The organism is Pectobacterium artocarpous (genome assembly GCF_046159765.1).
Taxonomy (GTDB): Bacteria; Pseudomonadota; Gammaproteobacteria; order Enterobacterales; family Enterobacteriaceae; genus Pectobacterium.
Genome location: NZ_JBJXVK010000013.1, coordinates 77,560 through 102,832, shown reverse-complemented (window position 1 = coordinate 102,832; position 25,273 = coordinate 77,560). Strand labels below are relative to the sequence as shown.

Annotated in this window: 25 protein-coding genes; 3 read left to right on the top strand and 22 right to left on the bottom strand. The window is 50.4% G+C overall.

Going from position 1 to position 25,273, the window contains the following annotated elements; translation table 11 throughout:
* Positions 1-13: 13 nt before the first annotated feature.
* The 16 genes from ACKQAD_RS10445 to yceD form a co-directional block, all read right to left on the bottom strand.
* A complete protein-coding gene (locus tag ACKQAD_RS10445; RefSeq protein WP_409160093.1) occupies positions 14-394 on the bottom strand; it encodes a YcfL family putative periplasmic lipoprotein in 381 nt (126 codons plus the stop codon).
* Between the two features lie 54 nt (positions 395-448).
* Positions 449-799, bottom strand: coding sequence for a purine nucleoside phosphoramidase (hinT, locus tag ACKQAD_RS10440; protein WP_271877852.1), 351 nt, complete (start codon positions 797-799; stop codon positions 449-451).
* Between the two features lie 242 nt (positions 800-1,041).
* Complete coding sequence (ptsG, locus tag ACKQAD_RS10435; RefSeq protein WP_409160092.1) at positions 1,042-2,475, bottom strand: PTS glucose transporter subunit IIBC; 1,434 nt, start codon at positions 2,473-2,475, stop codon at positions 1,042-1,044.
* Positions 2,476-2,790: 315 nt separating this feature from the next.
* Positions 2,791-3,588: a metal-dependent hydrolase gene (locus tag ACKQAD_RS10430; RefSeq protein WP_409160091.1), complete on the bottom strand. Its 798-nt coding sequence runs from the start codon at positions 3,586-3,588 to the stop codon at positions 2,791-2,793.
* 19 nt (positions 3,589-3,607) lie between these two features.
* Positions 3,608-4,618 (bottom strand): DNA polymerase III subunit delta', encoded by a 1,011-nt coding sequence (holB, locus tag ACKQAD_RS10425; RefSeq protein WP_409160090.1) that lies wholly within the window; start codon positions 4,616-4,618, stop codon positions 3,608-3,610.
* Between the two features lies 1 nt (position 4,619).
* A complete protein-coding gene (gene tmk / locus ACKQAD_RS10420) occupies positions 4,620-5,279 on the bottom strand; it encodes a dTMP kinase (RefSeq protein ID WP_409160089.1) in 660 nt (219 codons plus the stop codon).
* A complete protein-coding gene (gene mltG / locus ACKQAD_RS10415) occupies positions 5,269-6,288 on the bottom strand; it encodes an endolytic transglycosylase MltG (protein ID WP_409160088.1) in 1,020 nt (339 codons plus the stop codon). The genes tmk and mltG overlap by 11 nt, the downstream gene beginning before the upstream one ends.
* Positions 6,289-6,302: 14 nt before the next feature.
* Entirely contained in the window at positions 6,303-7,100 is a 798-nt protein-coding gene (pabC, locus tag ACKQAD_RS10410) for an aminodeoxychorismate lyase (protein ID WP_409160087.1), read from the bottom strand.
* 133 nt (positions 7,101-7,233) lie between these two features.
* Positions 7,234-8,475, bottom strand: a complete 1,242-nt coding sequence (gene fabF / locus ACKQAD_RS10405; RefSeq protein WP_409160086.1) for a beta-ketoacyl-ACP synthase II — start codon at positions 8,473-8,475, stop codon at positions 7,234-7,236.
* 81 nt (positions 8,476-8,556) lie between these two features.
* Entirely contained in the window at positions 8,557-8,793 is a 237-nt protein-coding gene (gene acpP / locus ACKQAD_RS10400) for an acyl carrier protein (RefSeq protein ID WP_005970506.1), read from the bottom strand.
* Between the two features lie 154 nt (positions 8,794-8,947).
* On the bottom strand, positions 8,948-9,682 hold the full coding sequence (fabG, locus tag ACKQAD_RS10395; protein WP_409160085.1) for a 3-oxoacyl-ACP reductase FabG: 735 nt from the start codon (positions 9,680-9,682) through the stop codon (positions 8,948-8,950).
* Positions 9,683-9,696: 14 nt separating this feature from the next.
* Positions 9,697-10,632: an ACP S-malonyltransferase gene (fabD, locus tag ACKQAD_RS10390; RefSeq protein WP_409160084.1), complete on the bottom strand. Its 936-nt coding sequence runs from the start codon at positions 10,630-10,632 to the stop codon at positions 9,697-9,699.
* A gap of 17 nt (positions 10,633-10,649) precedes the next feature.
* Positions 10,650-11,603, bottom strand: a complete 954-nt coding sequence (locus ACKQAD_RS10385) for a beta-ketoacyl-ACP synthase III (RefSeq protein ID WP_409160083.1) — start codon at positions 11,601-11,603, stop codon at positions 10,650-10,652.
* A 6-nt stretch (positions 11,604-11,609) separates the two neighbouring features.
* Positions 11,610-12,656 carry a phosphate acyltransferase PlsX gene (gene plsX, locus ACKQAD_RS10380; RefSeq protein WP_409160082.1) on the bottom strand — a complete coding sequence of 349 codons (1,047 nt, stop codon included), beginning with the start codon at positions 12,654-12,656 and terminating at the stop codon, positions 11,610-11,612.
* 29 nt (positions 12,657-12,685) lie between these two features.
* On the bottom strand, positions 12,686-12,856 hold the full coding sequence (gene rpmF / locus ACKQAD_RS10375; protein ID WP_011093369.1) for a 50S ribosomal protein L32: 171 nt from the start codon (positions 12,854-12,856) through the stop codon (positions 12,686-12,688).
* A 16-nt stretch (positions 12,857-12,872) separates the two neighbouring features.
* Entirely contained in the window at positions 12,873-13,394 is a 522-nt protein-coding gene (gene yceD / locus ACKQAD_RS10370; protein ID WP_263057603.1) for a 23S rRNA accumulation protein YceD, read from the bottom strand.
* A gap of 140 nt (positions 13,395-13,534) precedes the next feature.
* Here yceD and ACKQAD_RS10365 point away from each other — a divergent pair, with 140 nt between their 5' ends.
* Positions 13,535-14,119, top strand: a complete 585-nt coding sequence (locus tag ACKQAD_RS10365; RefSeq protein WP_409160081.1) for a Maf family protein — start codon at positions 13,535-13,537, stop codon at positions 14,117-14,119.
* A 63-nt stretch (positions 14,120-14,182) separates the two neighbouring features.
* Here ACKQAD_RS10365 and rluC read toward each other — a convergent pair whose 3' ends face one another.
* Positions 14,183-15,139, bottom strand: coding sequence for a 23S rRNA pseudouridine(955/2504/2580) synthase RluC (rluC, locus tag ACKQAD_RS10360; protein ID WP_409160080.1), 957 nt, complete (start codon positions 15,137-15,139; stop codon positions 14,183-14,185).
* Between the two features lie 606 nt (positions 15,140-15,745).
* Here rluC and rne point away from each other — a divergent pair.
* Positions 15,746-19,144, top strand: a complete 3,399-nt coding sequence (gene rne, locus ACKQAD_RS10355) for a ribonuclease E (protein ID WP_409160079.1) — start codon at positions 15,746-15,748, stop codon at positions 19,142-19,144.
* A gap of 553 nt (positions 19,145-19,697) precedes the next feature.
* On the opposite strand, the gene ACKQAD_RS10350 is transcribed toward rne, so the two are convergent.
* Entirely contained in the window at positions 19,698-20,618 is a 921-nt protein-coding gene (locus ACKQAD_RS10350) for a Kdo(2)-lipid IV(A) acyltransferase (RefSeq protein WP_409160078.1), read from the bottom strand.
* Between the two features lie 261 nt (positions 20,619-20,879).
* A complete protein-coding gene (locus ACKQAD_RS10345; RefSeq protein ID WP_409160077.1) occupies positions 20,880-21,974 on the bottom strand; it encodes an NADH:flavin oxidoreductase/NADH oxidase in 1,095 nt (364 codons plus the stop codon).
* Between the two features lie 215 nt (positions 21,975-22,189).
* On the opposite strand from ACKQAD_RS10345, the gene trhO reads away from it, so the two are divergent.
* Positions 22,190-23,257 (top strand): oxygen-dependent tRNA uridine(34) hydroxylase TrhO, encoded by a 1,068-nt coding sequence (gene trhO, locus ACKQAD_RS10340; RefSeq protein WP_409160076.1) that lies wholly within the window; start codon positions 22,190-22,192, stop codon positions 23,255-23,257.
* Positions 23,258-23,332: 75 nt separating this feature from the next.
* On the opposite strand, the gene ACKQAD_RS10335 is transcribed toward trhO, so the two are convergent.
* The 3 genes from ACKQAD_RS10335 to bssS all read right to left on the bottom strand — a co-directional run bounded on the left by ACKQAD_RS10335 (position 23,333) and on the right by bssS (position 25,136).
* Complete coding sequence (locus tag ACKQAD_RS10335; protein ID WP_409160114.1) at positions 23,333-23,908, bottom strand: YceI family protein; 576 nt, start codon at positions 23,906-23,908, stop codon at positions 23,333-23,335.
* Between the two features lie 30 nt (positions 23,909-23,938).
* Positions 23,939-24,493, bottom strand: a complete 555-nt coding sequence (locus ACKQAD_RS10330) for a cytochrome b (protein WP_409160075.1) — start codon at positions 24,491-24,493, stop codon at positions 23,939-23,941.
* 388 nt (positions 24,494-24,881) lie between these two features.
* Positions 24,882-25,136 (bottom strand): biofilm formation regulator BssS, encoded by a 255-nt coding sequence (bssS, locus tag ACKQAD_RS10325; protein WP_409160074.1) that lies wholly within the window; start codon positions 25,134-25,136, stop codon positions 24,882-24,884.
* Positions 25,137-25,273: the final 137 nt, after the last annotated feature.

The window sequence follows — 25,273 nt, the reverse complement described above, 5'->3', positions numbered from 1 at the left end:
TCTCAGCACATCATTACAAAAACAGATGAAGACGGACCTGACGCGCACTGAGACTGCTGCGCATTGAAAAAACCGTCATTTCCGTCTGTGGCGGGATTTTAATGGACTGCACGTCTTCAAACGGCAGCACGTCCAGCCCGTTGTCATCATACCAATAGAAACGGTAATGCACGGTCACCGCGTGTGAGGCGTCGTTGCTAATGACGGAAGAAGCATGCAGGCGGGCATTTTCTGAATCCAGCGACGGATTCCCCGCGGTGATGCCCGCCGACAGCACAGGGGCGTCCAATACCAGCGTTTGCCGTTCATTGATGGTCAACACCTTTGGCGCACTACAGCTCGCCAGCAGACCAGCCATCAAACACGCGGACAGAAAAAGCATCGGGTTACGCATGATATTCTCGCATGAGGGTTTTCTCACATGATTGCCCAACCATGATCATCGAATCTAGTTTGCCAGCAAAGGCCCGAGTGCGCGGCCACCAAGCAAATGCATATGGATGTGATACACCTCCTGTCCGCCGTGCCGATTGCAGTTAATAATCAGACGATAGCCGTCCTCTGCAATTCCTTCCTGCTGCGCAATCTTCGCCGCGACCGTCACCATACGTCCCAGTGCGGCTTCATGCTCTGGTGCCGTATCGTTAACGGTCGGGATCAAGACGTTCGGGATAATCAGGATATGGGTTGGTGTACGGGGCGCAATGTCGCGAAAAGCGGTAACCAGTTCATCCTGATAGACGATATCTGCAGGAATTTCCCGGCGAATGATTTTACTAAAGATAGTTTCTTCAGCCATGATCGATTTCCTTGTTAAAGCTGGCGTTAAACGAAGTCGTGTAGGCAGTATGAGTGACATATTCCATTTCTTTCAACCTTCTTCGTCTATTTCTGGTGCGGATGGTTAAAATACGACACCCAGAAAAAACCTGCTTTTGTACCTAAAGGCACCTACCGCTTGACGCGTCTTTTATTGACGCAGTTTGCTACCGACAATAAAAAAGGGGCTTTCGCCCCTTTTTGCCACTCCCCAACAACACATCAATGGTTACGGATGTAGTCGTCCATATCGGTTTTCAGGTTATCGGATTTGGTACCGAAAATGGCCTGAACACCGGAACCTGCTACCACCACACCCGCTGCGCCCAGTTTTTTCAGGCCAGCCTGATCCACTTTAGCCACATCCCCCACGCTAACGCGCAGACGAGTGATGCAGGCATCCAGGTTAGTGATGTTGTCTTTACCACCAAATGCAGTCACCAGAGCGGCAGCCATTTCAGAGCTGTCCTGCGAGTTTTGCTCAGATGAGTTATCTTCACGACCCGGCGTTTTCAGGTTCAGTTTGGCAATCAGAACGCGGAAGATGGTGTAGTAAATTAACGCATAGCACAAACCCACAATTGGGAACAGCCACAGGTTGCTACCATTGCCGCTCAACACCACGAAGTCGATCAGGCCGTGAGAGAAGCTTGTACCATCACGCATACCCAGCAGGATACAGATTGGGAACGCAAGACCCGCCAGAATCGCATGGATGACATACAGGATAGGCGCAACAAACATGAATGAGAACTCAATTGGCTCAGTGATACCCGTCAGGAACGAGGTCAGTGCCGCAGAGATCATGATACCGCCCACTTTCGCACGGTTCTCTGGTTTAGCCGAATGCCAGATAGCAATAGCTGCGGCTGGCAGACCATACATTTTAAACAGGAAGCCACCGGACAATTTACCCGCAGTCGGGTCACCCGCAATATAACGAGGAATATCACCGTGGAAAACCTGACCCGCCGCATTGGTGAACTCACCCACTTGCATTTGGAAAGGTACGTTCCAGATATGGTGCAGACCAAACGGCACCAGAGAGCGTTCAACGACCCCATAGATACCGAATGCTAACATTGGGTTCTCATTCGCCGCCCAATGTGAAAACGTTTGGATCGCACTACCGACAGGTGGCCATATGAAAGACAGCACCGCACCAGTAACGATCGCCGTCAAGCCGGAAATAATCGGCACGAAGCGTTTACCTGCAAAGAAGCCCAGATACTCAGGCAGTTGGATGCGGTAGAAACGGTTAAACATATACGCGGCAATCGCACCGGCAATGATCCCGCCCAGAACACCGGTATCCGCCAAGTGCTTCGCCGTAATTTCGGCCGCCGGTAAATTAAGAACCAGCGGCGCAATCGCAGCCATGGTTTTTACCATGATGCCATAAGCCACCACCGCTGCCAGTGCGGAAACACCGTCGTTATTAGTGAAGCCCAAGGCAACACCAATAGCAAAAATCAGCGGCATGTTGGCAAACACCGAGTCACCGGCCTGTGCCATGACGCTGGAGACAATTTCAGGCAACCAGCTAAAATTGGCCGAACCGACACCCAGCAGAATACCTGCGATAGGGAGTACGGATACGGGCAGCATTAGCGACTTACCTACTTTTTGCAGGTTTGCGAATGCATTCTTGAACATAATTGAGTGTGCTCCTGAGTAATAGTGCTTTTACTTCTGATACTTCATATATAAGCAAAGGCGGGGAGGTTGGCCTTTGCGAGTAGGGGTGTCTTAGCCCCCTTTAATTTTTACGCAGAGTAAAATAAATAGCGCCCACAATGTTTGATTGCTATCACGTTTCCACAAGCAAACAGGCTGAGATCGAACAGACATTGCACTTTTTTGTGATATCTCGCTAAAAAACACCGCCCCTTGAAGAGGAAAAACCTGATCAAGAGGATTATGCAGCGCTATTAATTACACGGATAAAAAAAACTCGGCTATTTTCAGCCACTATTGCGCGGCGGTCAACCGAACCGGATCGATGTGAAACAAGCGGGAGAAGTTTTCTGTCGTGGCGGCAGCAAGAGTTTCTAACGATGTGCCTTTCAGTACGGCGAGGTATTCCGCCACATCACGCACATACGCAGGCTGGTTTTCCTGCCCCCGGAATGGAACGGGCGCTAACCAAGGAGAATCCGTCTCAATCAGCATCCGATCCAGCGGCACGTAACGCGCAACGTCACGCAATTCCTCTGCATTACGGAACGTCACGATGCCAGAAAACGAGATGTAGAATCCCATATCCAGCAAAGTTTTTGCCGTCGCCAAATCTTCGGTAAAACAGTGCAGAACACCGCTGCATTTCTCCGCCTGTTCGTCACGGAGAATCGCCAGCGTATCTTCACGAGCGGCGCGCGTATGCACGATGACCGGTTTGTTCAGGTCATTGCCAATACGAATATGTTCGCGAAAAGATTCCTGCTGCTGGGCTTTCGTTTCCTGTTGGTAGAAATAGTCCAACCCCGTTTCCCCCATCGCCACCACGTGGCTCGCGCTGGCTAACTCACGCAGCTCGGCGTAGTCATAGGGAGTTTCCTGATTAAGCGGATGAACACCGCAGGAAAACGCCACATTATCGCGCTTGCCAATTAACTCCAGCATGGCGCGATAGCCGGGCAACGTCGTCGCCACCGCCAACAGGAAGCCGACATCGCGACGTTTCGCTTTATCCAGCACGTCGGAGACATCTTTATGCAATGACTCATAATCCAAACCGTCAAGATGACAGTGGGAATCCACTAACAACATAATATTTACTCGATAGTAATTAAACAGAAAAAGGATGGCTGTCGCGCTTAACCGATGAGGCAAGCGTGCGCTCTCCATCAAGCAGGCGTTCCGTCAGCAGCAGCTCACGGTTTACCCCCGTGACAGTCAGCAATTTTTGCCGACAAGCCAACCACTGTTGCAGTTCATACTGCAAATGTACGGAAGGCTCACGCGCCAGACGCTCAACCAGTTCGATCTGATCCTGATTCACCCAATGCTCGCTTGCCCCCTGCTGCCACTTCATCGCATCCAGCAGTAGCGAGGCCAACCAGTGAATACGAGCATCAGCATCGTCATGATTCAGCTGTGGTATCAACGAGAGCTGATCTCGTGAAGTCAGCGCGGCAGAAAATGCCTGACAAAGCGCACTGCGCTGTTTCCAACGCTCTGGTTGCAATAACGCCTCAGCGGCTAGCGGCGCTCCCGATTGCAATCTCAATGCCGTGCGCAACGCCTGACTGTCATGGCGATGACGAGCATTCAGCCATAGCACGCTCTGCGTCTCATTCGGGACATCCAGATAATGATACAGACAACGGCTGCGTAACGTTGCCAACAGCCGGGCTGGCTCACGGCAGCCAAATAAAAAGAAGGTATTCTGTGGCGGCTCTTCCAGCGTTTTCAGCAGCGCATTCGCTGCGGCCTCTGTCAGTTGCTCAGCGGCAGCCAGCCAAATCACCTTTGCTCCGCCCTGCCGGGAGTGTTGGTATACCTTTTCCACAACGTCACGCACTGGATCGACACCCAGACTTTGCTTACCTTTTTCCGGGCTTAGCACATGCCAATCTGGGTGTGTCCCCGCGGTCATCAGATTGCACGAGTGACAATGGCCACAGCTTTTCATTCCATCAGGCCGCTGGCAGATCAACCAGCGGCTCAGCGCATAAATCAGAGACTCATCGCCCATGCCCGGCAGCGCATGCAGCAACACCGCATGATGGCCTCTGCCCGCCTGATATTGGCCGATAAGCTGCCGATAAGATGCATTCAGCCACGGATACCACTCCATATCAGCTCTGCCCCTGCGCGACAGGCTGCAACCCTTGTTGCTGCAACCACTGCTGTAACGCCGCCTGAATATCCGCACTGACGGCATCAATAGACTGTGAGGCATCGATCGTCAGGATACTGTCATCCTCCGCCGCCAGTTCCTGATAGCGGGAACGGGTACGTTCAAAGAAAGCCAGCGACTCCTGCTCAATTCGATCCAGCTCGCCCCGCTGACGCGCGCGCTGCAAACCAATAGCGGGCGATAAATCAAGATAGATCGTCAGGTCAGGACGAAAATCACCCAGCACAGTATCGCGCAGTGAGCGCAGCAGTTGCTGGTCGATCCCACGTCCACCGCCCTGATAAGCTTGTGAGGACAGATCGTGCCGATCGCCGACGACCCAGTTCCCATTCGCGAGCGCCGGTTTGATGACGTTATCCACCAATTGTACTCTGGCCGCGTATAACATCAGGACTTCCGCTTTGTCAGTGACCTTCTCATCGGCTATACCTTGCTTGATAAGCTCACGCAGCTTCTCCGCCAGCGGCGTGCCGCCGGGCTCTCGCGTAAACACGACCTCTTTCACGCCATGTGACCGCAGTGTTTCCACCACGATATTACGCGCGGTGGTCTTCCCCGCGCCTTCCAACCCTTCAATGACGATAAATTTACTGTTCATCCCGTTCCTTTAACGCTGAGCGGTATACCCTCACAGCACGATTATGGTCTGCAAGGTTAGTGGTAAAACGGTGTCCGCCTTTTCCATCAGCCACGAAATACAGGTATGACGTTTTGGCTGGGTGCGCAGCCGCATCCAATGAGGCTTTTCCCGGCATTGCAATTGGCGTAGGCGGCAAGCCAGAAATAATATAGGTATTGTAAGGCGTCGGTGTGTTTAATGCTTTACGGGTTATTACGCCTTTATAGTCATCCCCCATGCCATAAATCACCGTGGGGTCGGTCTGCAAGCGCATGCCAAGCCGTAAACGATTGATAAAAACGGAAGCGACCTGAGTGCGTTGTTCATTAAGCGCTGTTTCTTTTTCAATAATTGACGCCATCGTCAGCAATTCGCCGGGCGTTTTATACGGTAATCCGTCTTCGCGCCCTTTCCATACCTCATCTACCGTTTTTTTCATGCGCTGATGCGCACGTTGCAGCAGCGCGCTGTCGCTCGTACCCGCCGTGTATGAATAGGTATCAGGATAAAACCAGCCTTCCGGGTTCGTCTTATCTTTGATTTCCAACTGTGTGGCAATGTCTTGTTCGGTTTTATCGGCCAACGAATGCGTGATATAAGGTGCTTGTTGCAGCGTGGTTAACCACTCTTTCAAGCGTGAGCCTTCGACAAAACGGATGAAGAATTGTGCTTCCTTTCCGCTGGACAATAACACCAGCATCTCGCGTACAGTCATTCCCGTTGTAAAGCGATACGTACCCGCTTTGAATTTCGCCAATTCAGGTTCAATACGCAACAGCCACGGAAAAAATGTGCCATCGGTAATCACATGCTGATCGAGAAGCAGCGTTTCCAACCCTTCTCTTCCCGTACCGGCAGGAAGCGTGAAAATGGTTTCCTTTTCGATAGACAATGGAGAACCAGCAAAACGCTGCATTTTCTGCCACGCGACCAACAACAGCAAAACAACGGCAGCAATAATCAGCAGACCAACTTTCTTTTTCTTCATAAATCAACCATCTACTAGCAATCAGAACTCAGGAATCGATAAAGATCTCGGGAGTGGTAACGCCAGACATGCGCCTGATTCACGGGGACAATCGGCATTAATGCATTACAAACCAGCACCTCATCCGCATCAGACAGTGTGGTCACGGGTTCACTGACAACCTCTAGCTCAAAATCAGCGTCTGCCAGCGAGGCGATGATGTGCTGCCGGGCAACACCATCCACACCAGACTGAGATACATCCGGCGTATAGACATGATTCCCTTTACGCCAGAATAAATTAGCGGCACAGCATTCCACTAGCGCACCGGAAGTGTCAAGCACGAGGGTCTCATCGGCTGAAGTCTGGTCAAGATGCGCACGAATCAGTACTTGCTCAAGCCGATTCAGATGCTTTATGCCCGCCAGCAGCGGGTTTTTAGCAAGCGCCACGGGGCTAAGGTTCAGGCAAATGCCTTGCTCACGCCAGTCAGCATAGTGAGTTGGATAGCCTACCAGCATGACGATTCGGGTTGGCTGCATACAACCCTGAGGACTATAACCACGTCCTCCGGCACCGCGCGTTAGCATGACTTTCACTACGCCGTGCGCCCCTCCCAGTGCTGCCTGTTTCATTTCTGCAATCAGGCTTTCCCAGTCAACCATCGGGAATAACAAGCGTGTAGCGGCCTGTTGCAGACGCGCGATATGTCGATCAAGCCAGACAACCTCACCAGCACTGACTCTGGCTGTAGTAAAGCAGCCGTCACCGTACTGTGTAGCCCGATCGAACACCGAAAGCTGTTCCTGTAACTGGCCATTAATCCACAGCATAATAAATTAAGCTCCGCATCATTCCTCATCGTCAGCTTGCCAGTAAAGCTGCGTTGCAGACAAGCAGGTGTGTCTGATTTTATGCAGGCAAAAAAAAACCCGGAAACCGGGTTTTTTATAGACGCTATTGCGATTAAATCTTACGGAAGATCAGAGAACCGTTGGTTCCGCCGAAGCCGAAAGAGTTACACAATACATATTCCATATTACTGACCTGGCGCGCCTCATGCGGCACGAAATCCAGATCGCAGCCGTCGTCTGGATTATCCAGATTGAGCGTTGGTGGAACTGCTTGATCGCGCAGAGCAAGAATACTGAAGATAGACTCCACCGCGCCTGCCGCACCGAGCAAATGACCCGTCATCGACTTTGTCGAGCTAACCAGCACATGACTGGCGTTCTCGCCAAATACGGATTTCACCGCCTGGGCTTCAGCCTTATCTCCCGCGGGCGTAGAGGTGCCATGCGCGTTGATATAGCCGATCTGGTTCGTTGATACACCTGCATCACGCAGCGCGTTTTCCATCGCCAGTGCTGCACCTGAACCGTTCTCCGGCGGAGACGTCATATGATACGCATCGCTGCTCATGCCAAATCCAACAACTTCTGCATAGATTTTCGCACCGCGCTTTTTCGCGTGTTCATACTCTTCCAGCACCATGATGCCAGCACCGTCGCCCAGTACAAAACCATCACGATCTTTATCCCACGGACGGCTTGCCGCCTGAGGATCGTCATTGCGCGTAGACAACGCACGTGCGGCACCGAATCCACCGACGCCTAATGGCGTACTGGCTTTTTCTGCACCACCGGCCAGCATCACATCCGCATCATTGTAAGCAATAATGCGCGCTGCCTGACCAATATTATGCACACCAGACGTACAGGCTGTAGCGATAGAGATACTCGGGCCACGCAGTCCGTACATGATAGTAAGATGCCCAGCCACCATATTGACGATGGTTGACGGCACGAAGAACGGACTGATTTTACGCGGGCCACCGTTCACCAGCGCGGTGTGGTTCTCTTCAATAAGACCCAGACCACCGATGCCGGAACCAATCGCCGCACCGATACGCGGCGCGTTCTCTTCCGTTACTTCCAAACCGGAATCCTGCATGGCCTGAACGCCAGCAGCAACACCGTATTGAATAAAGGCATCCATTTTGCGAGCTTCTTTACGCGAAATGAATTCCTCAGAATTAAAATCCTTTACTAAGCCAGCAAAACGCGTTGCATAGGCACTAGTATCGAAATGGTCGATCAGGCTGATACCACTCTGACCGGCAAGAAGAGCACTCCAGGTAGACTCAACTGTATTGCCGACAGGAGATAACATGCCCAGTCCGGTCACAACTACTCGACGCTTAGACACGCTTATCCTCCAGGGAGGGAAAAAAAGACACGGCGGGACAAAAAAACTTAGGCGGTCGAATGACCGCCTAGATATGTTCGCTTACTGCTGGTTAGCCTGAATGAAATCAATGGCTGCCTGAACAGTCGTGATTTTTTCAGCTTCTTCGTCTGGAATCTCAGTATCAAATTCTTCTTCCAGCGCCATTACCAGCTCAACAGTGTCAAGAGAATCAGCGCCGAGGTCATCAACGAAAGAAGCATTGTTTACGACTTCTTCCTGCTTAACACCAAGCTGTTCAACGATGATTTTCTTAACGCGTTCTTCGATAGTGCTCATACTCTTAAATTTCCTATCAAAACTCGCTTTCGCGATGGTTTTCGTAGTGTATAAAATGTTTGAAAAGATGCAACAAAATCTCGGCTGGTCGAACCACGATTTTGTGCTATTTTGCGGTTATCACCGCAAATAATGCAAATAGTTTTCGAGCTTTTTAGATCATATACATGCCGCCATTGACATGCAATGTTTCGCCAGTAATGTAAGCAGCTTCATCAGAGGCTAAAAATACAACAGCACTGGCGATTTCTTTAGCATCACCGAGTCGGTTAGCTGGAACCTGCGTCAAAATGCCTGCTCGCTGTTCTTCTGTCAATGCCTGAGTCATATCTGTTTCGATAAATCCAGGCGCGACGACGTTGACCGTAATACCACGAGAAGCCACTTCACGTGCGAGGGATTTACTGAACCCAATCAGCCCCGCCTTCGCTGCCGCGTAGTTAGCTTGCCCTGCATTGCCCATCGTTCCCACAACAGAACCGATGGTAATGATACGGCCAAAACGTTTCTTCATCATGGCACGCATGACTGCTTTAGACATGCGGAATACCGACGTCAGATTGGTATCCAGAATATCGTGCCATTCATCATCTTTCATACGCATCAGCAGGTTATCACGCGTGATACCGGCGTTATTGACAAGGATATCAACTTCCCCGAATTCCGCGCGAATGTCTGCCAATACGCCTTCTACTGATGCTGCATCGGCAACATTCAGCATATAACCTTTACCGTTCTCACCCAGCCAGGCGCTGATCGCTTCAGCCCCTTTTTCGCTGGTTGCAGTACCAATGACTTTTGCCCCGCGGGCAACCAACGTCTCGGCGATGGCACGCCCTATACCACGGCTTGCACCGGTAACCAGTGCAACTTTCCCCTCAAAACTCATTGTCTTCTCCGTTCTTATTTCTCAATCGCCGCTGATAGAGAAGCAGGATCGTTCACCGCAGCTGCTGTCAGGGTATCGACGATTCGTTTGGTTAAGCCAGTTAATACTTTACCCGGCCCAACTTCCAACAGTGACTCAACGCCCTGAGAGGCCATAAATTCAACACAGTCCGTCCAGCGCACGGGGCAATAAAGCTGGCGTACCAGCGCATCGCGAATCGCTTCCGGTGTGGTTTCGATGCGTGCATCAACATTATTGACAACCGGAATAGCCGGAGAATTCAATGTTACAGATTCCAACGCAACCGCGAGCTTCTTCGCAGCAGGCTCCATCAGCGCACAGTGTGACGGAACACTAACAGGCAGCGGCAGCGCACGCTTCGCACCCGCCGCTTTACACGCGGCCCCCGCACGCTCAACGGCCTCTTTATTGCCTGCAATCACCACCTGCCCCGGTGAATTGAAGTTTACCGGAGAGACCACTTGCCCCTGCGCGGATTCTTCACACGCTTTGGCAATGGCATCGTTATCAAGCCCGATAATGGCGTACATCGCGCCCGTTCCTTCTCCTTCCGGTACTGCTTCCTGCATCAGTTTGCCACGCAGTTCAACTAAACGGACAGCCTGTTGGAAATCCAGAACACCGGCGCAAACCAGTGCAGAATATTCACCAAGGCTATGGCCAGACATTAGAGCAGGTGTTTTTCCTCCCTGCTGCTGCCAGACACGCCAGATAGCAACAGAAGCGGCCAGTAACGCAGGCTGCGTCTGCCAGGTCTTATTCAATTCTTCCGCTGGCCCTTGCTGGGTAAGCTGCCATAAGTCATAACCTAACGCTTCAGAAGCCTGAGCAAATGTTTCAGTAACGATCGGGTGTTCTGCCGCCAGTTCAGCCAACATACCGACTGTCTGCGATCCCTGACCGGGAAACACCATTGCAAATTGCGTCATATCACAATCCTGTTTAATTAAAAACGAACCAGCGCGGAGCCCCAGGTAAAACCGCCACCGAAGGCTTCAAGCAGAACGAGTTGCCCTGGTTTAATACGCCCATCGCGCACGGCTTCATCAAGTGCGGAAGGGACGGAAGCCGCAGAGGTATTACCATGACGATCCAGCGTCACAACCACCTTGTCCATCCCCATGCCTAGCTTTTTCGCCGTGGCGTTGATGATTCGCAGGTTAGCCTGATGAGGCACCAGCCAGTCTAATTCACTTTTGTCCAGTTGAGCCGCTTGCAGCGTTTCTTCAACGATATGTGCCAGTTCGGTCACGGCTACTTTAAAGACTTCATTACCCGCCATCGTCAGGTAAGCAGGCGTATCCGCATGACTACGATCCTGATGCGGCAGCGCAAGCAGTTCGCCATAGCGGCCATCAGCATGCAGGTGGGTTGAAAGAATACCCGGCTGTTCTGATGGCGTTAACAATACAGCGCCTGCGCCATCACCGAATAAAATCAGCGTGCCGCGATCTTCAGGATCCAATGTCCGAGACAGCGTATCAGAACCGATCACCAGTGCGTATTTCACCGCACCATTTTTAACATATTGATCGGCAACGCTCAGTGCATAGGTAAAACCGGCACAGGCAGCGGCCAAATCGAAGGCAATCGTATCTTTGATCCCTAACAACTGCTGGATCTGGCAGGCAGAGCTCGGGAAAGCATGGCTTGATGATGTTGTCGCAACAATCAGAAGGCCGACTTCAGAAGGATCGACATTTGCCATTTCCAGCGCTTTCTGCGCGGCACGGTATCCCATGGTCGCAACGTTTTCATCCGGCGCAGCAATTCGGCGCTCACGGATTCCTGTACGTGTGACGATCCATTCGTCCGTCGTTTCCACCATTTTTTCTAAATCAGCGTTCGTCCTGATTTGTTCAGGCAGGTAGCTGCCCGTTCCGATTATTTTTGTATACATGTACGCTTAGTCACTCTTGGGTAATACCGCTTCTAGACGGGCGGCAATACGGTCGGGAAGCTGCCGCCGTACCGTCTGCATTGCCTGTTCAATAGCAACCGCAAACGCTCTCTGGTTTGCTGCACCATGGCTTTTGATTACAGTTCCCCGCAATCCTAGCAGGCATGCGCCATTATATTGATCGGGGTTCAAATGACCGAAACGCTTTGATAAGCGCTTTTGTAACAAACGTCCCAGCCATTTCAGCCACCAGGACCGTTTTTGTTTTTGCCCAGGGCCTGAGGCGGGCGATTTCAGCAGTGACAAGAACATCCTTACCACGCCTTCCACCGTTTTCAGTGTGACATTACCCACAAAGCCATCACAGATCATCACATCCGTTTTCCCTGTCAGCAGATCGTTGCCTTCCAGATAACCGATATAATTTATTGATGGTGCCCCTTTTAACTGTGCCGCTGCTTCACGGATAGTGCTCAGCCCTTTGCTTTCTTCTTCACCAATATTCAACAACGCAACTCGGGGGTTCTTCAGTTCCAGCACCTCTTCCGCCATCACTGAGCCCATCACGGCAAACTGAACCAGCATTGTGCTATCACAGTCAACATTCGCCCCCAGATCCAACACGACAGTCTTTCCGTGCTGCTGATGAGGTAAGACTGACACCAATGCCGGTCGTTCAATACCTTCAAGTGGCTTAATCAGGAGCTTGGCCAGCCCCATCAGCGCCCCCGTGTTGCCTGCGCTCACACAAGCTTGTGCCTTGCCGTCTTTAATCAACTCAAGCGCAATGCGCATCGAGGTACCACGGCTCGCACGAATAGCCTGCGACGGCCTCGCATCACTCGCAATAACCGACTCCGCCGGAACAACTTCTAAGCGGGAAAGTAAATCAGAATCGACTTTGGCAAGTAATGGTGTAATCGCAGCAGGATCGCCGACTACTAATAAATTGAGAGCTGGATTAGAAGCCAGTGCCTGCAATGCAGCAGGCACTGTTACGCAGGGACCAAAATCCCCGCCCATCGCATCTAACGCCAGAGTTAGGCGTGTCAAGGTATTGCCTTGCAAATAATTCGCAAGAATTACTTAGCAATGACCTTGCGACCGCGGTAGTAACCATCCGCAGTGATGTGGTGACGCAGGTGAGTTTCGCCAGAAACTTTATCTACGGATACAGAAGAGGTGGTCAGCGCATCGTGTGAACGACGCATACCACGTTTGGAACGGCTAGGTTTGTTTTGTTGTACGGCCATGGACCTTACTCCTTAATTACTTACGCTTTAAACTGGCTAATACGGCAAACGGATTTGGTTTTTCCGCCTCTTCAGGCAGTTGGCCAAACACCATGTCCGCTTCGGACACTTCACAGTGTTCAGAATCATGCACCGGGGCGATAGGCAACATCAGAATAATTTCATCTTCAATCATTGCCAGCAGATCGACTTCGCCAAATTCATCAACGCCGATCGGCTCATACGCTTCCGGTAACGCTTCGGCCTGCTCATCATTGACGACCGGGCTAAAACAGAATGTTGCATGGACTTGATGCTCAAACGGCTTTCCGCAACGTTGACACATCAGTGTGACCGTAACATCGGCGTTACCATCAATCACTGCCAGACGCTGATTATCAATATTGAAAGATAAAGAGGCCTGAACATCACTATCCACACTCACCACTGATTCGGCAACACGCTCTACTTGTTCCGGCGAATAGACACCAACGTAATCTAAACGCTTCTGAGCAGTGCGGACCGCATCAAGGGTTAAGGGTAATTTTACCTTTTGCATAGGGCGCGCATATTAACGTCGTAACGACATAGAGTCAAAGAAAAAGGCAGTGATGCACCACCTTTCACCAATATTCGCTTCCAGAGCGGCGCACAGTTTAAAATGCCTTTCATCATTACGCTACGGTTTATCTAAAAATTATGCAGCACATCGTTCTTGCTTCAACCTCACCTTATCGCCGCGCCTTATTGGACAAGCTGGCGATCCCTTTTGTTTGCGCGTCGCCGGACATCGACGAAACCCCTCACCCAGGTGAAAGCGCCATCGACCTTGTGATCCGCCTCGCTGAAAGCAAAGCCCGAGCGCTGGCCTCACACTATCCCAATCATCTAATTATCGGCTCCGATCAGGTTTGCGTTCTGGGGAATACCATTACCGGAAAGCCACATAATAAGGTTAACGCGATGCGGCAGTTACAAGAGGCCAGCGGGAAATGTGTTTCCTTCTTTACCGGTTTAGCGCTTTTTAATAGTACGACTCAAGAAATACAGAGTATCGCAGAGTCATTTGATGTGTATTTTAGAACACTAACGGAAGCGGAAATTGACGGCTATCTGGAGAAAGAACAGCCGTGGAACTGTACGGGCAGCTTCAAAAGCGAAGGGCTGGGCATTGCCCTATTTGAGCGATTATCCGGGCGCGATCCCAATACACTCATTGGGTTACCATTAATCGCGCTGATTCAGATGCTACAAAAGGAAGACGTTAACCCTTTGACGGCGTAATACCAATCGGGACAGCACGGTAACATACTATCCCGAAAAATAACGGCATATAGGTATCAGTGGTTATGCTTTAGTCTTGCGCAGCGCCTGAAGACAGCGACGCAGTCCGCTATCTAATGGCGCTTCAATTCTCAGCATCTCGCCGGTATTCGGGTGCGCAAAACGCAGTGCCAGCGCATGCAAAAACAAACGTTTTAAACCGGTGTCCGCCAGTTGTTCATCGAATTCGCGATCGCCATAGCGGTTGTCAAATGCTATCGGATGCCCGGCATACTGGGTATGCACACGAATTTGATGCGTACGTCCGGTCACGGGGCTCGCCCTCACCAGCGTCGCATGCTCAAAACGTTCTTCTACCTTAAAGCGTGTTTCCGACGGCTTACCTTCGCTGTTAACCCGCACAACGCGCTCACCGCTTTGCAGAATATTTTTCAACAGCGGCGCCTGAACAACTTTGCAGTGAGACTGCCACTCGCCACGAACCAGTGCCAGGTAATCTTTTTGCATGCCTTTTAACCGCAATTGTTCATGCAGAGAACGTAAAGCTGAGCGTTTTTTTGCTACCAGCAAAACACCTGATGTATCACGATCGAGACGGTGTACCAGTTCCAGAAAACGTGCTTCCGGGCGTAAAGCCCGCAACCCTTCAATCACGCCAAAGCTCAGACCACTGCCGCCATGCACGGCGGTACCCGAGGGCTTATTCAGCACCAGCAAGTAATCATCTTCATAAATAATGCACTCGGCCAACGCCGAGACTTTACCAAGACTCGCAGAAACAGGCGTTTCATCACGTTCCGCCTGTCGAATAGGAGGAATACGAATAACGTCACCGTCGAGCAATTTATACTCAGGCTTGACCCGTTTCTTATTTATCCTTACCTCACCTTTACGCAAGATACGGTAAACCATGCTTTTAGGCACACCCTTTAAGTGGGTATGCAAAAAGTTATCGACGCGCTGCCCCGCTTCATCTGCGGAGATCGTCACAAATTGTACTGAAGGATTATCTGTTTTCATGATGCGCGATTCTAAATAGAGCAACCCGATAGCGCCACTTCTTTTTCTGTGCTTAACTGTGTGTCTGACTTATGAAGATATTGTTGCACTATCTGCTAAATAACGCGGGTAAGTAACGGGTGGATTGCGCTGTAGCATCAAACCCTGTCCGCTTTAGCGATCGCAACAGAACTATCTTTATACAGACAGGCAAAGTCACCTTGCTATAACGGTATGAGCAGTGGAATAATGCTTTTGCGTTTCCCACGCGGATTTCCGATAAAACGAGGGGAAATTGCGAAATTATTAAATTTGCCTGATGACGCACACACGCAGCAATGGCGTAAGACGTAACGCGAAATCAAGCAGTTAGCGGGCTGCGGATTGCAGCTTGGCCGGCAAATGGAATCAGATCTGGCGACATTATTCAGAAGCGGTTCCCTCAGTAAATGCGCTGTTTTCCATCAGGAAACACAGGCTACCGAAACATGCGTCTCTATGCAGGCGACAACCGGGAGGTTGACGTCCCTGCGATAAGCCACGAGGCCATCGGTTCACTCCGGTCATGCGGTTCTTTTGTCCGCAGCTCTATCAATAATGCAAGTAAAAATAACGAGTAAGTTGAAGATGAAAAGAATGTTAATTAACGCAACTCAGCAGGAAGAGTTGCGTGTTGCCTTGGTTGATGGTCAACGGCTGTATGATTTGGATATCGAAAGTCCGGGTCATGAGCAGAAAAAAGCAAATATCTACAAAGGTAAAATCACTCGTATCGAACCCAGTCTTGAAGCGGCTTTTGTTGATTACGGCGCCGAAAGACATGGTTTCCTCCCGCTTAAAGAAATCGCCCGCGAATACTTCCCTAGCAACTATGCCTCCCATGGTCGTCCTAACATTAAAGACGTGTTACGTGAAGGTCAGGAAGTCATTGTTCAGGTAGACAAAGAAGAGCGTGGCAACAAAGGCGCGGCGCTGACCACCTTTATCAGCCTGGCGGGTAGCTATTTGGTCTTAATGCCTAATAACCCGCGCGCTGGTGGAATTTCCCGCCGCATCGAAGGTGACGATCGTACCGAACTCAAAGAAGCACTGGGATCGCTGCAACTGCCTGATGGTATGGGACTCATTGTTCGCACCGCGGGTGTAGGCAAATCGGCTGAAGCCCTGCAATGGGACCTGGCTTTCCGTCTGAAACACTGGGATGCGATCAAAAAAGCCGCCGAAGGCCGCCCCGCACCGTTCCTGATCCATCAGGAAAGTAACGTGATCGTCCGCGCTTTCCGTGACTATCTGCGCCCGGACATAGGCGAAATTCTGATTGATAACCCAAAAATTCTCGATCTGGCGAAAGAACATATTTCTGCGTTGGGCCGCCCTGATTTCAGCAGTAAAATCAAATTGTACAGTGGTGAAATCCCGCTTTTCAGCCACTATCAGATCGAATCTCAGATCGAATCGGCTTTCCAACGTGAGGTTCGCCTGCCGTCCGGCGGCTCCATCGTCATTGATACCACCGAAGCGCTGACAGCGATTGATATCAACTCCGCCCGTGCAACGCGCGGTGGCGATATTGAAGAAACGGCGTTTAATACCAACCTTGAAGCCGCCGATGAAATTGCTCGCCAATTACGCCTGCGTGACCTCGGTGGTCTGATCGTTATCGACTTCATCGATATGACTCCGGTTCGCCACCAGCGTGAGGTGGAAAACCGCCTGCGCGACTCCGTACGTCAGGATCGTGCGCGTATTCAGATTGGCCGCATTTCCCGTTTCGGTCTGCTGGAAATGTCGCGTCAGCGTCTGAGCCCGTCACTGGGCGAATCCAGCCACCACGTCTGCCCACGCTGTAGCGGGACAGGGACGATTCGTGACAATGAATCACTTTCGTTGTCCATTCTTCGCCTGATTGAAGAAGAAGCGCTGAAAGAAAATACCAAAGAAGTCCACGCGATTGTTCCAGTCCAGATTGCTTCTTATCTGCTGAACGAGAAGCGTGATGCTGTTAACGCCATTGAGAAACGTCAAGGCGGCGTGCGTGCGGTCATCGTGCCACACGACGGCATGCAAACGCCGCACTATTCCGTTGTTCGCGTCCGTAAAGGCGAAGAAAAACCAACGCTCAGCTATCTGCTGCCTCAGCGTTTGGAAACGGAAACACAGCAACAGCAAGACGAACAGACGATTGAGCGTAAACAGCCTGAGCAACCGGCATTAGCGACGTTTACCATGGCAGAAATGCCAGCGGAAACCGCACCGTCAGTATCCAAAGCAACACCTGCGACAACGCAACCTGCGGAAGCCGCTCAGCCAGGCCTCATCAGCCGTTTCTTCAGCGCCTTAAAAAGCGCCTTTGCTTCTGAAGCTGGAGTAAAAGCGGCGGATAGCGTTGACGAGAAGAAAACAGAAGAAGATAAATCTTCTGAAGGTCAGCGTTCCGAACGCCGGAACTCACGTCGTCAGGGTAATAATCGCCGCGATCGTGGCTCTCGTGACAATCGTGACAATCGTGACAATCGTGACAATCGTGACAATCGTGACAATCGTGAACAGCGTGATGAGCAGCGCCGTAATAAGCGACAGAGTGAGGAAGTGGTTGCAGAAAACACGGAGAAAACCAGTGCAGAAGAACAGCGGCGCCGTGAACCGCGTACTGAGCGCCAGCGTCGTCGTCAGGACGAACGCCGTCAGGCTTCTAATGAGGCAAAAGCACAGCAAGCGGTTGATGATTCCGATGACAACGCAGCTGAGCAGGATAAACCGACTCAGGTTATGCCGCGTCGCCAACGCCGTCAGTTGACGCAAAAAGTACGCGTTCAGTCTGACACTCAGCAAGACATCCTCTCCGATAGCACAGCGCCCGCCGCTGTTCCATCTGAGCAGGTTCAATCTTACATCAAGCCAAACGATGCCGCGGTAGACAACAACGAGGTCGATAGCGAGCAAAATGACGCAAATCGTTCCAATGCCGAGAATGGTGGTATGCCACGTCGTTCACGTCGTTCGCCGCGTCACCTGCGTGTCAGCGGTCAACGTCGTCGCCGCTATCGTGATGAACGTTACCCATCTCAGTCACCGATGCAGTTGGAATTTGCTGCCGCATCGCCGGAAATGGCGTCAGGAAAAGTGTGGGTTAGCTATCCTGTTGCACCATCACAGCAGGCCGAAAACCAACAGCAGGACGAGAACATCACAGCGATTGAAACACCATTATTACCCGCCTTCGTTGAAGCCGCAGCGGCTACACAGGTAGATGCTTCGGAATCCAACGTAGTTGAAAACGTGGTGATTGCTGAAGCCGTCGCTCAGGAAGACGCTGTTGTAACCGCAACAGCACAATCTGCCGACGTAATTCAGGATAGCAATGTCGCAAATGTCGAGGTGGGTGCCGCAGATGAAGAAACCATCGTCGAGCCCGTTACCGAGAACACTGCTATCGACGATGTTGTCGCTGCGGTTGCTGTCAGTGCTATAGAGGAAGCAAAGGCTGCGGATACTGCCCAGGCGGTTGAAGACGCACAACTCGTTGAACCTGTTACTGCTGAAAGCACAGCGGCTGAAGCTGAAGTGACTGAAGCCGTAGTTGCTAAAACTGTAACTACTGACGATGTCGCTGCGAAAGCGACGTCAGAAAACAAACAGGCGGCGGATAGCACCGCTAATGCAACCGAGAGCGTAGACGTGGCAGACTCCGTTTCCACTCCGCTGGTTTCCACAGTACAGGAAACCAGCGCACCACAGGGCGTCCAGGATGAACCAGTAACCGTGACCAGCGCACAACCCATTGTGGCAGAATCGGTACCGAGCGTAACAAAAGCAGCAACTGTTGCTGAGCAACCTCGCTATAAGTTCCACGCGACAGCGCCAATGACTAAAGCACCCGCGCCAGCATACCACGCGGAACCTACGCGACACAGCGATTGGGTTCGTCCTGCTTTTCCGTTCTCTGGAAAAGGTTCGGCAGGAGGTCATGCCGCAGTTAACCAGTCAACTGCGCCAGCAACCAAACCTACGCCAGTCAGCGAGTAATCCTGACTTCGATAGACCAACATCCGCCAATTGGCCTAATGCCATTCACTTAAGCCTCACGTGACTTGAAGCTGAACGGATATTTAGGCGGAACATAAAGCACCGAACGATCATTTCTTCGGTGCTTTCTTTTTTCCGGAAGGATAAAGGCTTTTACATTTTCCCTCATCCCTTTCAGGTGCTGAGGGATATTCCCCGCCGCACTTTTGCCGCTTGCCTACGCCTGCGACACCAGGATATTTAACGCCGCAACACAGCTTATCCGTGCTGGCAACACTCCCGCTTCATTCGCAATAAATCCTCTAGTGGGTATACGAAAGGGTCAGTCAGAGTCAAGTGAGCGAGAAGGCATTCAGTTGAGAAGAAAACGCATCAACAACGAAATCCATATCGTGTTCAGACATAAAAAATCCAGAGTCAGGATAGCAGACTCTGGATTGTCGGCAGGATCGTTCAAGTGCTCTTAAACGATCGGTATTACTGCGATGCCGGAAGATATTTATTTCGTCTATACAAGATGTAGTGGTTCCTGAAACCTCGGAGCGTATTGGTGTTAATAGAGAGACGGTTGGCCTTCTGGGCGGGTTTTGAAACGGCGGTGTAGCCACATATATTGGTCCCGTGCGAGCAGAATATTCTGTTCAACGATGTTGTTCATCCAAACGGCGGTCGTGGTTTCACTATCTATAGGAGCATCCTGTTCCCCAGGTTGAATCAGTAGTTCATAGCCTTTTCCGTCAGGCAAGCGGCGTGGCACAAAAGGAATGACGGCAGGGTGTGCGGTCTTTATCAGCATATAGCTACCACGGGTTGTCGCTGCATTATCAACGGCGAAGAGCGGAGCAAATACACTGCTATGTGGGCCGTAGTCATGATCGGGAGCATACCAGATGATCTCGCCCTGCTTGAGTGCGCGAATCATGCCTTTGAGATCTTTACGATCCAGCATGGACTTATTTGAACGTAGTCGTCCCCATGTCTGTAACCAGTCGATCAGTTTGTTATCATTCGGGCGGTACACGCCGATACCGGGATTGTGTATGCCAAAGATACGAGCGCCCAACTCCAGCGTCAGGAAATGCAGGCCAATAAGCAACACCCCTTGCTGCTTTTCCAACGGAGGACGCATATGTTCAAGGCCGGTCACTTTAAACCAGCGTTCGATACGCCAGTTTGGCCAAAACCAGGCCATACCGGTTTCAATCACCCCCATGCCGACAGATTCAAAATTTTTCCTCACTAATGCTTCACGCTCAGCCTGAGACATTTCGGGGAAACACAGTTCAAGGTTACGCTTGGCAACGTTGACGCGCTTTGGCAACAGGCGCATAGCCAAATGGCCAAGTGCGGTCCCAATACGATACAAAACGGGATAGGGAAGCAAAACGATAAGGTAAAGGATGCCGATGCCCAACCAGGTGAGCCAGTAGCGTGGATGTAGCAATGAACGAGTAAAAGAAGGGATTTGTGTCATGGCCTCAGTATCAATATTTTTGTGCTGGTCAGCACGCGAACCGTTAAAAAAACGAGTTAATGGTTAACTGCAAGATAGATTATTGCGGCGCTTTGCCAATAACACAAATTATCGCCGCGTTATTGACTGATTTTTATGCAAAAAGCGGCTGTAATCGTAACATTTTCAGCGAATGAGTTTTAACCTTTGATGGCATGCCGCATGGCAAGATAGGGAGAAGAGGCGATCCAGATAGGATCGCCAGACACAGCGTATTTATCGCTATTGTTTGAAAATGCCTCTGGCATAGCGTGGCTCACTACGCCAGTACTGTGCAGGAGCGGATACCTGCGCGCCCAGTCTGGCGGCCGCGTGCCATGGCCAGCGGGGATCGAAAAGGATGGCGCGAGCCAGCCCGATAGCGTCTGCCTCACCCGTTGCGATGATCGCTTCTGCCTGTTCTGGCTCGGTTATCAGTCCAACGGCGATAGTGGTGATGCCAACCTCTTGTTTAATCCGCCGCGCATACGGCACCTGATAGTTAGGCGCAGGATGGATGTGTTGCAACGGCGATAGCCCGCCGCTGGATACGTGAATGAAATCGCAGCCTAATTCGTGCAGTGCTTTGCTGAGCTGTACGGATTGTTCCAGATCCCAACCTTTCTCAACGCCATCTGTCGCAGAAATGCGCACGCCAACGGCTTTATGCGCAGGGAAAACATCGCGTATTGCACGGTAAATCTCAACGACCAGGCGCATCCGGTTCTGAAGCGACCCTCCGTAGTTATCCGTGCGATGATTTGTCAGTGGTGAAAGGAATTGATGCAGCAAATAGCCGTGAGCGGCGTGAATTTCTATCAGGTCAAAGCCCAGACGGTCCGCGCGTTTAGCTGAGTCAACGAACGATTCAATTAACGTGTGGATGTGCTGTTCTGACATTTCCAGCGGAGCAGCATCGCTGGCATTGTAAGGGATGTCCGATGGAGCGATAGTCTGCCAGCCACCTTGTTTGGGTGGTAGAAATGCGCGTCCGCGCCACGGAACATCCGTTGAGGCTTTGCGGCCAGCGTGGCCTAATTGTATGCCAAGAGGCATGGCGGAATAGGTTTTGACCGCGTTAACCACACCAGCAAGGGCCTTTTCTGTCGCCTCATCCCACAAACCAAGGTCGCGTGGGGAAATCCGGCCTTCCGGCGAAACCGCCGTCGCCTCGATGATGAGTAGCCCTGCCCCTGAATGTGACAGGTTACCTAAATGCATCGTATGCCAGGCCGTCGCCTTGCCGTCCTCGGCCGAATACTGACACATGGGTGCGATGATGATCCGGTTGGGCAGTTCGAGGTTACCAAGCGATACGGAGGAGAAAAGCTGACTCATAATGACAGATCCTTCGATGGTGATACTTCATGGAAGCGAAAATGAATCCCACAGTCATTGGCCTACGGTAGATCACTCTTTGTCATCGCACTATTCATTTCATGCCCTGACAGCCTCAACGCTATCAGGTATGATGCCGGGCGATTGAATGTGTCGAGCTATGCCTCGATGATGAACATCACACGCTAACCTCAATGAAGACAGGAACGTACACCATGCCAGTGTTACATAACCGGATTTCTAATGAGGAACTGAAGGCGCGTATGCTTGCAGAAACGGAGCCGCGTACCACAGTTTCCTTCTATAAATATTTTACAATTGACGATCCAAAAGCATTTCGCGATCGTCTGTATGTTCAACTTGAGCAATGTAAGGTCTTCGGCCGCATTTATATTGCGACTGAGGGGATCAACGCACAAATCAGCGTGCCCAATAATCAGTTCGAGGCCTTTAAGGCGGTATTGTTCAGTGCGCACCCGGCGCTCGATCAGATTCGCTTAAATATCGCTCTGGAAGATGACGGGAAATCGTTCTGGGTATTGCGTATGAAAGTACGCGAACGGATTGTGGCTGATGGGATTGACGATCCGACATTTAACCCAGCGAATGTTGGGCAATATCTGAAAGCCGATCAGGTTAATGCAATGGCTGACGATCCTGACACCGTGTTCGTCGATATGCGTAACCATTACGAGTATGAAGTCGGACACTTCGAGAATGCACTGGAAGTGCCATCGGATACCTTTCGTGAGCAATTGCCGATGGCGGTTGAGATGCTTGATGATGTACGTGATAAAAACATAGTCATGTACTGTACGGGCGGTATTCGCTGCGAGAAGGCCAGCGCCTATATGTTGCATCACGGCTTTAAGAACGTATATCACGTTGAAGGCGGTATTATTGAATATACGCGTCAGGCTAAAGCTCAAGGGCTACCGCTGAAGTTTATCGGCAAGAATTTCGTGTTTGATGAACGGATGGGGGAACGTATCTCTGATGATGTGATTGCGCATTGCCATCAATGCGGTGCCTCGTGTGATAGCCACACTAACTGCCGTAATGAAGGGTGCCATCTTCTGTTTATCCAATGTCCTGCCTGTGCCGCAAAATACGAGGGCTGTTGTAGCACGCAGTGTCAGGATGAAATGAAGCTTCCGCTCGAAGAACAAAGAGCGATACGCAGCGGGCGTGAAAATGGAATGAAGATTTTTAATAAATCCAAGGGATTATTGCAGTCAACGTTGCACATTCCTGCTCCTGTCGCCAAAGACAAGGCCGAATAATTAGCGGCTAATCGCGTAATATAAAAAGCCCTTTCCAAAGGAAAGGGCTGCGGACTGTTGATACGTAATGTCGCCTTATTTCTGGCGAACGCCTTCAACGGAAATAATCAATTCTACATTCTGCGAAGCTGGGCCCAAATCGGTCGTAATGTTGAAGTCTTTCAACTTGATAGTGCCTTCAGCTTGAAAACCTGCACGATAACCCCCCCACGGGTCATCACCCTGACCGATCAATTTGGCATCAAGCTTAACGGGCTTGGTGACGCCATTTAAGGTTAAGTTACCGGTAATATCGTAATCTTCACCGTCTTTCTTCACTTCAGTAGATGTAAACGTGGCCTGTGGATGCTTGGTCACGTTTAAAAATTCTGCACTGCGAAGGTGCTTGTCACGTTCAGCGTGGTTGGTGTCAACGCTGTTAGTGTTTATCGTGACATTAACTTTATCCGCTGATGGATTTTTCTCATCAAAGGTAAAAGTCCCGTCGAAGTCATTAAAGCTGCCGTAAAGCCAGCTGTAACCGAGGTGTTTAATGCGGAATTCAATAAACGCGTGCTGGCCTTCTTTATCGAATTTGTACTCTGCCGCCAGTGCAGAACCGGCAGAGGCAAGCATAGATAATGCAGTCAGGCTCAGTAGTGTTTTCTTCAGCATTGGCATTTCTCCATAAAATCCATAAGGTTAATGAACGTTGCGACCCAACATTCGTTTCAACGTGTTATCACCATCTATAAAGTGATGTTTTAATGCGGCTACACCGTGCAGTACCGATAAGGCAACCACCGCCCAGGCAAGATAAAGATGCACGTCGCCTGCAATATCGGCCTGATCCGTCAAGCCGCTGATAATGGCCGGAACAGAAAACCAGCCAAAAACGGAAACTGAATGCCCTTCTGCAGTGGAAATAAGATATCCACTAACCAGAATGGAGAACAAAATAACGTAAAGTGCAATATGAGCAAGTGTGGCGCTCACGCGAGTGACGGTAGAGTAACTTTTCAGTGGCGGCGGCGGTGGAGAAATAAAGCGCCATATAACGCGAAAAATCATGACGGCAAAAAGCAGTACACCAATCGCTTTGTGAATTTCAGGGGCACGGTGATACCAAACACTATAATAGTTAAGTGTCACCATCCAGAGTCCTGAGGCGAACATGCCATAAACGGTTAACGCTGCAATCCAGTGCAGAAAAATGCTGATATGACCGTAACGGGATGGGGAATTACGCCAAGTCATATGATGATTCCTTCAAGTTGAGTGCATTTTGTTACACAAAAGCTAAACAGAAGTAAATGCAAAATCAACATAATATTTGTGATTATCACATAGATAAATTATGTAACGATTTTTTTGATTCTATTATAAATGTACATTCAATTTTTTTGAAAATAAAAGAGAAAAAGCAAACGCTTTAGCAGGAGAGACGCGGTAATAGTAAATAAAACAGATTCGCAGCCTCACGATTACGGGGCTGTCTGTCCTTCAGTCTGCAAGCCTTAAAACATGAGAAAATACGGTATTCTGAAATAACAATACCGCCCTACTGGCGGTATTGTTATGAATGCAAATGGTATTAACGCAAATGAGTGGGTATTGAATATAATATTAATAACGTTATCAATTGCTAATGTTTTCGATAATCACTGATGTCACAGTCTGTTGATTCAATTTTCGCAATGCCAGCTTCAAGTATATGTATCAGTTGCCTGGCAACATCGGTCGTTAGCCAAAGGGTTCGATCAACATGAGCTTCGTCTAGTGCTTGATCCGAGGTGGATAAGTAGTGTAAACGGATCATCATGGCGTCATAACTGTCAACGGTGCTGATGTCCCAACCTACAAGAGGATGTGTCTGAATAACTTCATTTTTTCTATCCATAAATACCCCTTATTGACTAGTTACTAACATGAGTGACTAATGAGGCTTCTGGTAGCTCATTATTTTTGAATGAGCATTATGAGTATACTGCTGCTTAATTGTTTTATGGGAAATATTTTCATTTTTTGTGTAAAAAA

Bases quoted from the DNA above. Each gene is read 5' to 3' on its own strand.
- holB (WP_409160090.1), bottom strand. From the start codon at position 4,618: ATGGAGTGGTATCCGTGGCTGAATGCATCTTATCGGCAGCTTATCGGC.
- ACKQAD_RS10330 (WP_409160075.1), bottom strand. From the start codon at position 24,493: ATGACTTGGCGTAATTCCCCATCCCGTTACGGTCATATCAGCATTTTT.
- ACKQAD_RS10345 (WP_409160077.1), bottom strand. From the start codon at position 21,974: ATGAGTCAGCTTTTCTCCTCCGTATCGCTTGGTAACCTCGAACTGCCC.
- ACKQAD_RS10365 (WP_409160081.1), top strand. From the start codon at position 13,535: ATGCAGCACATCGTTCTTGCTTCAACCTCACCTTATCGCCGCGCCTTA.
- fabG (WP_409160085.1), bottom strand. From the start codon at position 9,682: ATGAGTTTTGAGGGGAAAGTTGCACTGGTTACCGGTGCAAGCCGTGGT.
- pabC (WP_409160087.1), bottom strand. From the start codon at position 7,100: ATGCTGTGGATTAATGGCCAGTTACAGGAACAGCTTTCGGTGTTCGAT.
- ptsG (WP_409160092.1), bottom strand. From the start codon at position 2,475: ATGTTCAAGAATGCATTCGCAAACCTGCAAAAAGTAGGTAAGTCGCTA.
- ACKQAD_RS10350 (WP_409160078.1), bottom strand. From the start codon at position 20,618: ATGACACAAATCCCTTCTTTTACTCGTTCATTGCTACATCCACGCTAC.
- ACKQAD_RS10445 (WP_409160093.1), bottom strand. From the start codon at position 394: ATGCGTAACCCGATGCTTTTTCTGTCCGCGTGTTTGATGGCTGGTCTG.
- bssS (WP_409160074.1), bottom strand. From the start codon at position 25,136: ATGGATAGAAAAAATGAAGTTATTCAGACACATCCTCTTGTAGGTTGG.
- mltG (WP_409160088.1), bottom strand. From the start codon at position 6,288: ATGAAGAAAAAGAAAGTTGGTCTGCTGATTATTGCTGCCGTTGTTTTG.
- ACKQAD_RS10385 (WP_409160083.1), bottom strand. From the start codon at position 11,603: ATGTATACAAAAATAATCGGAACGGGCAGCTACCTGCCTGAACAAATC.
- yceD (WP_263057603.1), bottom strand. From the start codon at position 13,394: ATGCAAAAGGTAAAATTACCCTTAACCCTTGATGCGGTCCGCACTGCT.
- rne (WP_409160079.1), top strand. From the start codon at position 15,746: ATGAAAAGAATGTTAATTAACGCAACTCAGCAGGAAGAGTTGCGTGTT.
- rluC (WP_409160080.1), bottom strand. From the start codon at position 15,139: ATGAAAACAGATAATCCTTCAGTACAATTTGTGACGATCTCCGCAGAT.
- acpP (WP_005970506.1), bottom strand. From the start codon at position 8,793: ATGAGCACTATCGAAGAACGCGTTAAGAAAATCATCGTTGAACAGCTT.
- hinT (WP_271877852.1), bottom strand. From the start codon at position 799: ATGGCTGAAGAAACTATCTTTAGTAAAATCATTCGCCGGGAAATTCCT.
- fabD (WP_409160084.1), bottom strand. From the start codon at position 10,632: ATGACGCAATTTGCAATGGTGTTTCCCGGTCAGGGATCGCAGACAGTC.
- trhO (WP_409160076.1), top strand. From the start codon at position 22,190: ATGCCAGTGTTACATAACCGGATTTCTAATGAGGAACTGAAGGCGCGT.
- rpmF (WP_011093369.1), bottom strand. From the start codon at position 12,856: ATGGCCGTACAACAAAACAAACCTAGCCGTTCCAAACGTGGTATGCGT.
- tmk (WP_409160089.1), bottom strand. From the start codon at position 5,279: ATGAACAGTAAATTTATCGTCATTGAAGGGTTGGAAGGCGCGGGGAAG.
- ACKQAD_RS10430 (WP_409160091.1), bottom strand. From the start codon at position 3,588: ATGTTGTTAGTGGATTCCCACTGTCATCTTGACGGTTTGGATTATGAG.